Here is a 13,004-nt window from a genome sequence, read left to right as displayed (position 1 = left end):
CCGTCCGTGCGCGCGCCGGCGTCCCCGTAACGACAGCGACTCAACACCTCTTCTACCCGCCCTGAACTGGGCAAACAATTACACGATCAGTTGACTTCTAGATCACCCGGCGCACAGCGCGCCACCCGAACGAGGAAGTTCCGACGCGGATCGCACACCGGGCACCCTACGATCTCCCCCCGTGAGCGCCCTCGTAGCCGACGACGAGGCCAGCCGGACCCCGTCACCCGAACCGGTGACACCGGTGGCCGACCCTGCCGACGTCGCGCGCGCGCGACTGCTGGGCAGGCCGATGCCCACCGACCGGCTGCGCGGGTGGCTGGTCACGCTCTTCGTCGGGATGCTCGCGGGCATCGTCCGGTTCCAGAACCTGGGCTGGCCGACGGACAAGGGCACCCCGGTCTTCGACGAGAAGCACTACGTGCCGCAGGCGTGGCAGATGCTGCGCAACAGCGGCGTCGAGGACAACCCCGCCTACGAGCTGACCGTGCACCCGCCGCTGGGCAAGACGCTCATCGCGGCCGGGGAGTGGCTCTTCGGCTACAACGGGTGGGGCTGGCGGTTCACCGGCGCGCTGTTCGGCGTGGTCATGGTGGTGCTGGTCGTCCGGATCGCCCGGCGGCTGACCCGGTCCACGCTGCTCGGCGGGATCGCGGGCGTGCTGCTGATCGCCGACGGCGTGTCCCACCTGGGCTCCCGGATGGGCATGCTCGACATCTTCCTGGCCGGGTTCGTGCTGGCCGCCTTCGGCTGCCTGCTGCTCGACCGCGACCAGGTGCGCGACCGGCTGTGGACCGCGTCCATGGAGGGCTGGGCCACCGAGTCGGCGTTCGGACCACGGCTCGGGGTGCGCTGGTGGCGGATCGCCGGTGGCGTGCTGCTCGGCCTGTCGTGCGGCGTCAAGTGGTCCGGCATGTACTTCATCGCCGCGTTCGGGCTGCTGACGATCCTGTTCGACTACACGGCCCGGCGCACGGTCGGCGTGCGCAAGCCGCTGCTCGGCGCGCTGCTGCGCGACCTGATCCCGGGGCTGTGGGCGTTCCTCGGCATCGCGACGCTCGCGTACCTGTCCACCTGGCTCGGCTGGTTCGGCAGCGAGGTGGCGATCGACCGGCACCTGGTCGAGACGACCGGCGGCAGCCCGTGGGCGATCGCCAAGGGCGCGATCGGGTCGCTGTTCCAGTACCACGACCACGTGCTGAAGTTCCACGAGAGCCTGGTGACCAAGTCCGAGTCGCAGCACCCGTGGGAGTCCAAGCCGTGGGTGTGGCCGATGGGCCTGCGGCCGATGCTCTACTACTACGAGGGTTCGACGACCGGGTGTGGCGAGACCCGGTGCGTCTCGGCGACGATGCTGATCGGCACGCCCGCCATGTGGTGGCTGTCGCTGCCGATGCTGGCCTGGGGCATCTGGCGGATGTTCTCCCGCCTGGACTGGCGCTACGCGGCGGTGGTGACCGCCTACCTCGCCGGGTACCTGCCGTGGTTCCTCAACCTCGACCGGCAGATGTACTTCTTCTACGCCACCCCGATGGCGGCGTTCCTGGTGCTCGGTCTGACGTTGTGCCTGGGGCACCTACTGGGCAAGGACGGGGACGGACCGGAACGCCGTCGTACCGGTCTGCTCGCCCTCGCGCTCTACGTGGGGTTGGTGGTGGCCAACTTCGTCTGGCTGTGGCCGATCCTCAACGGCGACTCGATCACCGAGTGGCGCTGGCAGGCCGAACTGTGGCTGCCGTCCTGGCGCTGACCGCCCGGCGCTCGACCCCCGCGGCCGCCACCCGGTCCACATCGGACCAGGTGGCGGCCGCGGCCAGTTCCGCGGTCGTGCGGGCGAGATCACGGTCCTCGACGTCGGTGGAGCCGGCCAGTCTGGTGTGGAGGGACCTGGAGTGGTTGCGGTCGAGGCCGTAGACCAGGAGTCCGGCCAGGGCGACCAGCAGGAGTGCGGTTGTCATGGCACTAAGTTTGCGGTGGCCACAATCCTGCCAACAGTGGCAGATACGACCTTGTGCGCAAAAATCCTGCCAGCTACCCTACCGACATGCTCCAGACCGTGACCGCGGTGCTCGTCGAGGGCTTCGCGCCGTTCGAGTTCGGCATCCTGTGCGAGGTGTTCGGCACCGACCGCACCGACGACGGCGTGCCACCCATCGAGTTCCGGGTGTGCGGCGAGGTCCCGGGTGCGCCCGTGCGGTCCAACATCGGGGTACCGCTCACCCCGGAGTTCGGGCTCGACGCGCTCGACGGCGCCGACCTGGTCGCGGTCCCCGCGATGACCATCCGCGCCGAGTACCCGCCCGCCGTGCTGGCGGCGCTGCGGGCGGCGAGCGCGCGCGGCGCGACCCTGCTCTCGGAGTGCAGCGGCGCGTTCATCCTCGGCGCCGCGGGCCTGCTCGACGACCGCGCGTGCACCACGCACTGGCGGCACGCGGACGAGTTCGCCCGCCGGTTCCCGCGCGCCCGGCTCAACCCGGACGTGCTGTTCGTCGACGACGGCAACATCGTGACCAGCGCGGGCACCGCCTCCGGCATCGACGCGTGCCTGCACGTGGTGCGCCGCGAACTGGGGGCCGCCGCGGCGACCGCCGTCGCCCGGCGGATGGTGGTGCCGCCGCAGCGCGACGGCGGGCAGCGGCAGTACGTCGACCTGCCGATCCCGCAGTGCACCAGCGACAGCCTGCAGCCGGTGCTGGCCTGGATGCTGGAGAACCTGGCCGAGGAGCACACCGTGGCCGCGCTGGCGCACCGGGCCAGGATGTCCGAGCGCAGCTTCGCCAGGCACTTCGTCGCCGAGACCGGCACCACCCCGCACAAGTGGCTCTCCGCGCAGCGCGTGCTGCACGCCAGGGAACTGCTGGAGCGCACCCCGATGTCGGTCGACGAGGTGGCCAGGCGGTGCGGGTTCGGCAGCGCGGCCCTGCTGCGCCACCACTTCCAACGGGTGGTCGGCGTGTCACCGACGGATTACCGCCGGACGTTCGCCAGCCAAACCGCGTAACCACGGGTGACCGCACCGGTACCGTGCACGCATGGAGATCCTGGTCACCGCCCCCGACACCGACGAGTCCGGCGACACCCTGCGGTCCGCGTTCTCGTGGCTGCGCGAGGAGGACGACCTGCGCGGCCGGGTCCACCTGCGCCAGGCGCCGCCGCAGGCCGGGCAGATGGGGTCGCCGTGGGAGGCCATCGTGGTCGCGGCGCTGAGCGCGGGCGGCGCGGTACCGGTGCTGATCAACACGCTCGGCACCTGGATCCGCAACCAGCGCACCACCCTGAAGCTGGAGGTCAAGATCGGCGAGACCTCGATCGTCATCGACGCCGACCGCGTCAAGGCCAACCCGGACGAGATCGGCCTGCTCCTGGACAAGGCCACCCGAGCCGCCACCCACCTGGAGATCACCAACGGCGATGCGACTGGCTGACCCCACCAGGTCCTGCGCGGTCCTGGTCGGCAGCGCGCACTACACGGACCCCGCACTGCACGACCTACCGGCGGTCCGCAACAACGTAGAAGACCTATCCCGCGTCCTAACCGACCCAACCCTGGGCGGCCTGTCCCGGGAGTCCTGCCACGTCTTCCACGACCTGACCTCCAACCAGACCGCGCGCATCGAACGCCTGGCCCGCACGGCGGAAGACCTGCTGCTGGTCTACTTCGCGGGCCACAGCGTGCTCAACACCGGTGGCCAACTCGCACTGGCCATGCAGGACACCGAACTCGACTACCCCGACTACAACGTCTGGCACCTGCACCAACTCCGATCGGCACTGATCAACAGCCGCGCCACCGTCCGCGTCCTGGTACTCGACACCTGCTACTCCGAGCGCGTCATGGCCCAGTTAGGCGTCATGGGCATGGCGGACGCGCAGTTGTCGGTCAACGGCACCTACACCCTGGTATCCGCACCGGCACACCTGCCTTCCCTCGCCCCACCAGGCGAAAAACACACCGCCTTCACCGGCGAACTCCTCACCCTCTTACGCGAAGGCATCCCGGATAGCGACGACCTGCTCTCCATGCAGACGGTCTACCGAGAACTGAGCCGCCGCCTCATCAGCCGAGGGCTGCCGTCCCCGAAACAACTCAACCGCGACACCGCCGACGAGTTCGCACTGGTGCGCAACCGCGCCCCCAAGCCGAAGCCACCGGAGCCGAAAGACTGGCTCGCCCTGCGCAATCGAGTCCTCGACCGCGCGCTGGACTTCGACGCCCGCATGCACGCCATCACCGACCTGGTGGCCCTCGCCGAGGTCCCCGGCATGGCGTCGGAACTGAAGTGGCTGGCGGCCAACGGCACCTTGCCGATCCTGCTGCGCATCCACCTGGTCCACCAGATCAGCGGCGTCCTGGGCGACGCGGACGCCGAAGACACCCTGGAGACGATCGTCGGCTACGGCCGGGGCAGGGCCGCGTGGCGGCGGCTGCGCGAGTTCATCGACCGGCTGGACGCCTTCGAGAGCGACGACCAGGCCTGGGTCTCGGCGAGCGAGCACTGGGACGTGTCCGATGTGGTCGCCTCCGGCGACCCGGACCGCCTGTGGGGCCTGCTGATGGCGATGATGCTCTTCGCCTGCGGGCTCACGGTCCGGGAGTGCTCCCGCGCCGCGGCGGAGTTGCACGACCTCGGGTACCCCGCGCACGCCCGGCACCTGTTCGAAGGGCTGAAGCTGGACAGGAGCATCGACCCCTACCAGCGCCTGGGACTCCGGTACTCACCGGTTGCGCGGGAGTAGCCGGTAGACCGGGTCCGCGTTCCGGCCCATTTCCACGAGCAACGGACCGATCCCCAGCACGGGCGGCGGCCCGGGATCGACCACTGCGGGGACCTGCACCTCCTCGGTGGCCTCCGCCTCCGTGGTACTCGGGTGCGCCACTTCCGGCCGCCGATTCGCCAGGTGGGTGGCCGACGCGGAGAGGATGGCGCAAGCGCAAACAGCCACCAAGGCGAGCAGGACGAACGCGAGCCAGGGCGGCAGGTCGAACTTGAGGAGCACTACCACGATCGCCAGGGCGAACCCCGCTCCGGTGACGGCGACGAGCGCCGACTCACCCCGGCGTGGGTGTTTGGTCGAACCGGCGAACGCGATCGACGCGCCCAGGGGCAGGAGCGCCAGAGCCAGCGCCGCCCTGTCGAATGCCAGGCTCCGCTCCTTGGTCGGATCCGCCAACAACACCGTCGCCGCGGCGCCCAACCCCAGACCGAGGATCGGCAGACCGAGGACCAGTGTCGGCTTCGCCCCCGAGTCGATGGCGATCAGGCCCGCGCCGAGCGTCATCGCACCCAGGGCGATGGCGAACCACAGTGTGGCCGTGGGCGGCACGGTCGGTAGCCACTGCCAGAACAGGTTGCTCGTGGTGAGCCCGAGGAGCAGGGCGAGCGCACCGAAGAACTTCACCACCGGCCGCTCCTAGCGCACGGGGCGGGTGCGGTCTTCGCCCTCGATGTCCTGGCGGCGGACGATCTGGGTGACCGGGCCGGTCTCGGTGTGGCCCTCGCGGGCCAGCCAGTCGCTGAGTTCTCGGCTGACGGCGGCCAGGGTGGGCCGGCGGCCCGGCTCCGGGTCGAGTGCGGCGAGCAACAACCGCCGGTGGGCGCTGCGCTGGGGGAGTTCCGTGAGGGGTTCCGCCTTGGCCGCTGCCATCAGGGCGGCCATGGCGTTCTCGCGGTTGCCGCGCGGCGGCTTGCCGGTCAACGCGTAGCTCACCGTGGCCGCCAGCTGCCAGGCGTCCGAGGCCGGGGTGGCGTTCGCGCCCGCCGCGGTCTCCGACGCCAGGAAGTCCGGGGTGCCGACCATCATGCCCGTCGCCGTCAGGGTCGAGTCGCCCTTCGAGCGGGCGATGCCGAAGTCGATCAGGTGCGCGTTGCCGTCCGGGTCGATGATCACGTTCGACGGCTTCACGTCCCGGTGCAGCACGCCCTTCGCGTGCGCGGCCGACAGCGCCCCCGCCATGGTGATCCACAGCCGGGCCACCGCCACGTCGTCCAGCGCACCGCCGCTGGTGACGCGGTCGGCCAGGGGCTGGCCCTCGATGTACTCCATGACCAGGCCGAGGCCGTCGGGCTCGGAGACGATGTCGTAGACCCGCACGCAGTTCGGGTGGTGCACGGCGGCCAGCGCGCGGCCCTCGCGCAGCATGCGCTCCTCGGTCTCGACGTCCGGCGCGTGCGCCATCTTCACCGCGACCGTGCGGTCGAGCTGGGTGTCCACGGCCAGCCACACCGAGCCGAACCCGCCCTGGCCCAGCACGCGGACCTTGCGGAAGCGGCTGCCCAGCGGCTTGATCGGCGGGGGCGGGGTGGCGCCGCGCGGGGTGAACGGCAGCGGCCCGGGGTCCGCGGCCAGCGCGCCCTCCGGTTCCGGCGCGCGCAGCGTCGGCGACTTGAGCGCGGGCGGCACGAACGGCTTGTCGCCGGTCACCCTCGTGGTGGCGTCCGCCTCCGGCACGTACTTTGGCACCGGGGGCGGCGGCACGTACGGCGGCGGCTTGCGCGGCCCGACCGGCCCCTGCGGCACCGGTGGCTGGACCGGCGGCGGCACCTGCCGCTGCTGCGCCGACATCTGCTGCGGCTGCCGCTGCACCTGCGTCGGCGGGTGCTGCCGGGCACCCTGGTGCGCGGGCTGCGGCTGGTGCTGGGACGGCTGGTGGTGCGCGGGCGGACCGGCGTCCGGCTTCTGGTAGCTGCGCTCGACCACCGACCAGCTCGGCGGCCCGATCACGTACACCGGGATCAACCCGAGCACGCTGATCGGCAGGAACCCGGCCCACAGGTGCGACACGGTGTTCGCCTCGATCGGCAGCACCAGCAGGATCAGCACCACGAACGGGAGCCAGAACAGCCGCGACGGCCACTTCGGACCGCGCCGCAGCGCCGCCCTGGCCTGCAGCATCACGAACAGCAGGCACAGCGCGGGCACCACGACCAGCATGCCGATGCGCAGCAGCAGCATCGGCCAGGACTCGAAGGAGTGGAACAGCACCTCGTAGCCGTTGGCCCGGCCGCCGAGGTAGCTGGCCTGCTGGCCGACCCAGCAGTGCTCCTCGCCGAACGACCGCGTCTCGGCGGCGCTGAGCGTGACCTCGCCGTCACCGGTGAACACGCTGCGGTAGACACCGCCGATGCCGCCGAAGAGCAGCCACGGGAACAGGAAGGCGGTGAGCAGCCCGATCGCGCCGAACACCGAGATGGTGACGGCGTTGAGGGTGTTGCCGGTGACCTTGCGGACCAGCGCGACGGTCACCGTGCCCAACACCGGCAGCAGCGCGATCAGCGCGCCTGCCGTGCTCGTCGCCCACACCCAGTCCCCGGGGCAGATCCCCGGGCCGAAGATGCTGTGCGCGAAGGACAGCAGCGAAGCAGCCAGCTCCAGCACCGCGTCCACCAGCTCCTCTCGTGGTCGGACCGGGGAACGGCGCACTCCCGCGGCACTTCACCGAATAGGACGCGCCCGCGGGTGTCGAGGTTGTGGTGGTCTCGCCCACGCGGCGTCCGGTGGCGACCAGTTTATCGGCGACCGCGGCCCGGTTCGGCTCATCCGGTGGCTGTCGGCGGTATCGGTGGCGATCTGTGCCCCGGATGCCACACAGTTGCGTCCGGACCGGGCAACCCCCGGGGCCGCGAACGTCGGAGGAGGCGCCATGCACCGCAAGCCGGTGGCCTCGTCCAGCGTCGCCGCCGTCGGCTACGACCCGGACCGGCTGATCCTGGAGGTCGAGTTCCACCACGGCGGGGTCTACCAGTACCTGGACATCCCGAAGCGGGTGTACTGGCAGTTCATGTCCGCGCCCAGCCTCGGCGCGTTCCTCAACCAGGAGATCAAGGGCCGCTACCGGGTCCTGGGCGTGGAGTGAACGCGAAAAGGCCCGGCGGGATCCCGCCGGGCCGGTTGCTGGTCCGTGCTACTTCTGCTGCGCGGCCTCGGCCGCGGCCGCCTGGGCCCGGACCTCGTCCATGTCCAGCGCCTTGGCCTGGGTGATCAGGTCGTCCAGCGCGGCGGCGGGCAGCGCGCCCGGCTGGGCGTAGAGCAGCTGGCCGTCGCGCACCACCATCACCGTGGGGATGCTGCGGATCTCGAACACCGCGGCGACCTGCGGCTGCGCCTCCGTGTCGAGCTTGGCGAAGACGACGTCCGGGTGCTTCTCGGACGCGGCCTCGAAGACGGGGGCGAACTGCCTGCACGGCCCGCACCAGGACGCCCAGAAGTCGACCAGGACGGTGCCGCCTCGGGCGACCACCTCGTCGAAGTTGTCGGCGGTCAGCTCGACCGTTGCCACAGGGCCTCCTCGATCCAGTGCGCGAGAGCTACAGCCGTCCCAACGCGGGACGACCCCCGAACATTCCCCGCGCGCCCACTACACCCCCAACCGGTGGCGGACGCCGGTCTCGGCGCGCGTGTAGGGCGTGTCGTCGCGGGTGGTCAGGCTCTCCTCGTTCGCCGCCCGCCCCAGCGCGTTGACCTCGAAGACCAGTTGGTCGACGTCGGTGTCCGCCGGAAGTTGACCGTCGGCCACGGCGTCGGCGGCCACCGCGACCAGCAGGCCCGCCCACTGCCGGTTCCGCGCGACGACGAGGTCGCGCACCCGCCCGTCGCGGGCGTCGAACTCGGCGCTCACGGCGGAGAAGAAGCAGCCCCCGGGGAAGACCCGCTCGCGGGAGAAGCGCATCCACAACTCGAACAGCGCCATCAGCCGCGGCACGCCCCGCGGCGCGCGAAGGCCGGGCCGCACGACCTGGTCGATGAAGACCTGGGTGGCAAACTCGACGGTGGCGAGCTGCAACTCCTCCTTGGAGCCGAAGTGCGCGAAGACGCCGCTCTTGCTGAACCCGAGCTCGCCCGCGAGCCTGCCCACGGTCAGCCCCTCCAGCCCGTCGACGGTGGCGATGTCCACCGCGCGGGCGAGGGTCGCGCGGCGGGTCTCCTCACCGCGGGCAAGTCGTCCGTCCACGGACCAAATCTAGGCGACGCGCCCGGGTTCCCCCGACACCTGGACGCCGGGCACCGAGGTCTGGAACTATTTGACCGAACGTTCGTATAAAAATCGGGAGGACAACCGTGGACCTCAGGGAGCTGGACCGCCGGGCCGTCGCCGCGACGGGCGCGATCATCGACGGGCTGACCGACGAGCAGTTGGACGCCGAGACGCCGTGCACGCGCTGGGCCGTGCGGGACGTCGTCCAGCACATGGTCGACAACCACCGCACCGCGCTGGACACCTTCGGCGACGGCGCGCCCGAGCCCGGCGCGGACGTCCGGACCGAGTGGCGCCGGACCGCGGCCGCGGTGGTGGACCTGTTCGCCGACGACGCCGTGCTGGCCGCGTCCTACGAGGTGGTCGGCCGGTCCACCAACGGCCGGACGGCGCTGTCGCTGCACTTCGGCGACACCCTGGTGCACGGCTGGGACATCGGCACCGCCGTCGGCCTGCACGTGCGCATCGACGACGACCTCGCCGAGGCGATGCTGGCCGGGATCGCCCGCTGGCCCAAGACAGCGCAGGTCTGGGGCCCGGACGGGTTCTTCGCCCGGCAGCTGCCGGTGGCCGAGGGCGCCACGCCGACGGAGCGGCTGCTGGCCGCTACCGGGCGGGACGCGGCGTGGACACCGGCTGGTAGGTCGTGACCGACACCGAACCGGTCACCCGGACCGGCTCGGGCAGCGCGGCCACCCGCGCGGCGATGGTGTCCCGGTCGGCGTGGAAGGCGCTCGGGCCCATCCCGACCAGGGCGGCGGCGTCGGCGTGCGCCAGGGCCATCTCGAACTCGCAGGTCCGCGTGACCTCGGGGGTGAAGTAGGGCGCCAGCTTGGCGTCCACCTGGTCCCGCTTGCCCGCCCCGACGGTCAGCATGTCCACAGTGGACACCAACTCGGCGAGGTGGCCCGCGGTCGGGGCCACCACCACGAGCCTGCCGTCGGGGTGCAGGACCCGGTGCAACTCGGCCGGGTTGCGGGGGGCGAACACGTTGAGCACCAGGCCCGCCGCGCCCGACCGGATCGGCAGCGGCCGCCACACGTCGGCGAGCACCGCGCCGATCCGGGGGTGGGCGCGGGCGGCGCGGCGCAGCGCGGGTTTGGACGCGTCCACGGCGATGCCCGCGCGGTCGTGCGCGGACAGCACCTCGGCGAGGTAGTGCCCGATGCCCGCGCCCACGTCGACGACGCAGCCCGGCCCGGGCGGCACCAGGCACAGCTCCCACTCGATGAGGGCGTAGTGCCCGGCGCCGAGGAACGCCGCGCGGGCGTCGGCCATCTCGGCGGTGTCCCCGGTGAACGCGGTGGCCTCGCGCAGCAGGCTGACGTAGCCCTGGCGCGCGATGTCGAACGTGTGCCGGTTCGGGCAGCGCAAGGAGTTGCCGGACAGGTCCAGATCGCTACCGCAGTGTGGACAGACCAGGTACGGCAAGACGTCGGTGAGCACCCTATGAGCGCAGATCCGTAAGAGCGGACTCGATGGCGCGATGGAAAGTCGGGTACGCGTAGATCATCCCGCGCAACTCGTCCACGGGCACCTGCGCGTGGACGGCGACAACCAGCGCACTGAGCACCTCACCGCCCGTGGGACCCGCCGAGGTCGCACCGATCAGGACACCGCGGTCGGCGTCCTCGACCACCTTGATCAGACCGTGCGCCTTGTGCAGGAAACCCCGTGTGGACGACGAAAGATCCGTAGTACCGGTGCGGACGTTGAGGCCCTGTTCGCGCGCAGCGGCCTCGGTTAGGCCTACCGAGCCGATTTCCGGGTCGGTGAACGTCACGCGCGGAATAGCGCGGTAGACGGCACCGGGGTGCTCTTCGCCGAGGATGTCCGCAGCGGCGATGGCCGCCTGGTACATCGACATGTGCGTGAAGGCGCCCTTGCCGGTGATGTCCCCGATGGCCCACAGGCCGTCGGTAACGCGCATGTGCTCGTCGACGTTCACACCGCGCGCGGACTCGTTCAGGCCGTACGCACCGACGCCGAGCGCGGCCATGTCCGACTTGCGACCGGCGGCTACCAGGACCTGCGCGGCCACGACCGGTTCGCCGCCCTCGATCTCGAGGGTGAACCTCTCGCCGTCGTGCGCGGCGGAGGTGATCTTGACCCCGGTCCGGACCCGGATGCCCTCCGCGGTGAACCGCTCGGCCAGCAGCGCGCTCGCCTCGGGCTCGTCCAGCGGGAGCAGGCGGTCGTTGGACTGCAACAGCGTGACCTGGGCGCCGAAGCGGGCGAAGACCTGGGTGAACTCGCACCCCACGGGTCCACCGCCGATGACGGCCAGCGACTCGGGCACCGCGGTCGCGCGGACCGCGTCCCGGTTCGTCCACACGGGAGTGTCGGCCAGGCCCGGGACCGGCGGGATGGCCGGGTCGGTGCCGGGGTTGAGCACGATGCCCTTGCGCGCCCGCACGACCCGGTCGCCGACCGCGAGCACCCCGGGCTCGACGATCCGGGCCGCCCCGCGCAGGACCTGGACGCCCGCCGCGGTCAGCCGGTCGACGGCGACCTGGTCGTTCCAGTCGTCGGTGATCTCCGCGCGCACCCGGGCGGCGACCTTGCCCCAGTCCGGGCGCACGTCGGCGGTGCCCGCGAACTCCGGCACCCACCGGGCCTCGGCCAGCGCGTCGGCGGCCCGGATCATCGCCTTGGTCGGCACGCACGCGTAGTACGGGCACTCGCCGCCGACCAGCCGCGACTCGATGGCCGCCACCGCCAGGCCCGCCCCGCCGAGCCGGGTGGCCAGCGCCTCGCCACCGGGTCCGGTCCCGACGACCGCGACGTCCACCACCAGTTCGTCCGCCACCCGCACCAGCTCCTCGTCTCGCCCGGTCAGCCCGGGAGGCCCGCGCCCACCTCAGCACGGCCGGTCCGACCGCGCACGGCCAGTATCGCGATGACCACCGCGGCCGCGAACCCCGCCAGCACGTACGCGTTGCCCAGCAGCCCGTCGCCCAGGGTCCACCGCAGCTCGCTCTTGGCGCCGCTGGGCACGATCGGGAACTGCCAGCCGGTGAACACCGCGACCAGGGCCGCCAACGCCCACCAGCGGGCGTGCGCGATCAGGTACCCGGCGAGCGGGACGATCCACACCCAGTGGTGGGTCCACGACACCGGGCTCACCAGCAGCCCCGCGAACGCGCTCACCAGCAGCGCGCCGAGGTCGTCGCCCGCCCGGTGCAGGCGGTGCGTGAGCCAGGCCGCGGCGGCCAGCAGGACCAGGGCGGACACGCCGTAGAGGACCAGCGCGGCGCGGCCCTCACCGGTCAACCGCTGGAAGATCCCGTTGAGGGACTGGTTGCCGATCCAGGAGTTGGTGGCGGCGTCGTTGCCGTCGAACAGGGCCTCGGTCCAGAACCGGCCGGTGTCACCGGGCAGCAGGAGCGCGGCGACCAGGTTCAGGCAGGCGAACGCGGCCAGCGCGCGGGCCGCGTCGGCCCAGCGGCGGGTGAGCACCAGGTGCCCGACGAAGATCAGCGGCGTCAGCTTGATGGCCGCAGCGGTGCCGATGAGCAGCCCGGCGCCCTTGCGCCCCCGCAGCAGCAGCACGTCCGCGGCGACCATCGTCATCAGGATCACGTTCACCTGACCGAGGCCGATCGAGCGCCAGATCGGCTCCAGCAGCAGCGTCGCGGTCAGCAGCGCGCCGATCGGCCACGCGCCGCGGTACCGCTCCGGCAGGCTCTCCCGCAGCACGAGCCCCAGCCCCAGCGCGGACAGCACGGCCAGCAGGCCCCAGCCGAGCTGCGACGGCAGCGCGGCCAGCGGCAGGAACAGCACCGCGGCGATCGGCGGGTAGGTGAACGGCAGCGCGGGCGCCCAGCTCTCGCCGGTGGTCAGCGGCGAGTAGAGCGAATCGCCGTGCAGCAGGGTCAACGCCCCCGCGCGGTAGACCGCGCTGTCGACACCGATCCCGTGGCCCGCTACCCAGGCCGCGACCGCCAAGCACGCGAAGACCAGCGCCATGACGACCGCGGCGGGCGGCACCCGCCGCACAACCCCCATGTGGCCAGCCTAGTGGCGCGGG

14 protein-coding genes are annotated in these 13,004 nt (G+C 71.8%); 6 read left to right on the top strand and 8 right to left on the bottom strand.

The annotated features are described in order from the left end of the window. The first annotated feature begins 181 nt into the window (after positions 1 to 181). Entirely contained in the window at positions 182 to 1,750 is a 1,569-nt protein-coding gene (locus tag V5P93_RS03830) for a dolichyl-phosphate-mannose--protein mannosyltransferase (protein WP_104477261.1), read from the top strand. Here V5P93_RS03830 and V5P93_RS03825 read toward each other — a convergent pair. Beyond that, positions 1,701 to 1,958: a hypothetical protein gene (locus V5P93_RS03825; RefSeq protein WP_146107931.1), complete on the bottom strand. Its 258-nt coding sequence runs from the start codon at positions 1,956 to 1,958 to the stop codon at positions 1,701 to 1,703. The two genes, V5P93_RS03830 and V5P93_RS03825, sit on opposite strands and share 50 nt — an antisense overlap. 86 nt (positions 1,959 to 2,044) lie before the next feature. Between V5P93_RS03825 and V5P93_RS03820 the strand changes: the two genes are divergently transcribed. Genes V5P93_RS03820 through V5P93_RS03810 form a run of 3 tightly spaced genes read left to right on the top strand, consistent with a single transcriptional unit; the run spans position 2,045 to position 4,737 of the window. Further along, on the top strand, positions 2,045 to 3,001 hold the full coding sequence (locus tag V5P93_RS03820; RefSeq protein WP_104477265.1) for a GlxA family transcriptional regulator: 957 nt from the start codon (positions 2,045 to 2,047) through the stop codon (positions 2,999 to 3,001). A gap of 31 nt (positions 3,002 to 3,032) precedes the next feature. Then, complete coding sequence (locus tag V5P93_RS03815) at positions 3,033 to 3,425, top strand: hypothetical protein (protein WP_104477267.1); 393 nt, start codon at positions 3,033 to 3,035, stop codon at positions 3,423 to 3,425. After that, on the top strand, positions 3,412 to 4,737 hold the full coding sequence (locus V5P93_RS03810) for a caspase family protein (RefSeq protein ID WP_104477268.1): 1,326 nt from the start codon (positions 3,412 to 3,414) through the stop codon (positions 4,735 to 4,737). The genes V5P93_RS03815 and V5P93_RS03810 overlap by 14 nt, the downstream gene beginning before the upstream one ends. On the opposite strand, the gene V5P93_RS03805 is transcribed toward V5P93_RS03810, so the two are convergent. Further along, on the bottom strand, positions 4,717 to 5,403 hold the full coding sequence (locus V5P93_RS03805) for a hypothetical protein (protein WP_104477270.1): 687 nt from the start codon (positions 5,401 to 5,403) through the stop codon (positions 4,717 to 4,719). The genes V5P93_RS03810 and V5P93_RS03805 overlap by 21 nt on opposite strands. Before the next feature lie 9 nt (positions 5,404 to 5,412). Further along, positions 5,413 to 7,386, bottom strand: a complete 1,974-nt coding sequence (locus tag V5P93_RS03800) for a serine/threonine-protein kinase (protein WP_104477272.1) — start codon at positions 7,384 to 7,386, stop codon at positions 5,413 to 5,415. Positions 7,387 to 7,642: 256 nt separating this feature from the next. On the opposite strand from V5P93_RS03800, the gene V5P93_RS03795 reads away from it, so the two are divergent. Beyond that, complete coding sequence (locus V5P93_RS03795; RefSeq protein WP_104477273.1) at positions 7,643 to 7,855, top strand: KTSC domain-containing protein; 213 nt, start codon at positions 7,643 to 7,645, stop codon at positions 7,853 to 7,855. A 48-nt stretch (positions 7,856 to 7,903) separates the two neighbouring features. On the opposite strand, the gene trxA is transcribed toward V5P93_RS03795, so the two are convergent. Next, positions 7,904 to 8,278 (bottom strand): thioredoxin, encoded by a 375-nt coding sequence (gene trxA, locus V5P93_RS03790; protein WP_104477275.1) that lies wholly within the window; start codon positions 8,276 to 8,278, stop codon positions 7,904 to 7,906. 78 nt (positions 8,279 to 8,356) lie between these two features. Further along, positions 8,357 to 8,950, bottom strand: a complete 594-nt coding sequence (locus tag V5P93_RS03785) for a TetR/AcrR family transcriptional regulator (protein ID WP_245931064.1) — start codon at positions 8,948 to 8,950, stop codon at positions 8,357 to 8,359. A gap of 107 nt (positions 8,951 to 9,057) precedes the next feature. Between V5P93_RS03785 and V5P93_RS03780 the strand changes: the two genes are divergently transcribed. Continuing rightward, a complete protein-coding gene (locus V5P93_RS03780) occupies positions 9,058 to 9,624 on the top strand; it encodes a TIGR03086 family metal-binding protein (protein ID WP_181043327.1) in 567 nt (188 codons plus the stop codon). Here V5P93_RS03780 and V5P93_RS03775 read toward each other — a convergent pair. Genes V5P93_RS03775 through V5P93_RS03765 form a run of 3 tightly spaced genes read right to left on the bottom strand, consistent with a single transcriptional unit; the run spans position 9,581 to position 12,982 of the window. Further along, positions 9,581 to 10,420, bottom strand: a complete 840-nt coding sequence (locus tag V5P93_RS03775; RefSeq protein WP_104477279.1) for a putative RNA methyltransferase — start codon at positions 10,418 to 10,420, stop codon at positions 9,581 to 9,583. The genes V5P93_RS03780 and V5P93_RS03775 overlap by 44 nt on opposite strands. A gap of 1 nt (position 10,421) precedes the next feature. After that, positions 10,422 to 11,783 carry an NAD(P)/FAD-dependent oxidoreductase gene (locus V5P93_RS03770; RefSeq protein WP_342752246.1) on the bottom strand — a complete coding sequence of 454 codons (1,362 nt, stop codon included), beginning with the start codon at positions 11,781 to 11,783 and terminating at the stop codon, positions 10,422 to 10,424. 26 nt (positions 11,784 to 11,809) lie between these two features. Next, complete coding sequence (locus tag V5P93_RS03765) at positions 11,810 to 12,982, bottom strand: glycosyltransferase 87 family protein (RefSeq protein ID WP_245931066.1); 1,173 nt, start codon at positions 12,980 to 12,982, stop codon at positions 11,810 to 11,812. Positions 12,983 to 13,004: the final 22 nt, after the last annotated feature.

Source organism: Actinokineospora auranticolor (genome assembly GCF_041897805.1).
GTDB lineage: Bacteria > Actinomycetota > Actinomycetes > Mycobacteriales > Pseudonocardiaceae > Actinokineospora > Actinokineospora auranticolor.
Note: the sequence above shows the minus strand (reverse complement) of the source record. Positions and strands in the feature narration are given on the sequence as shown.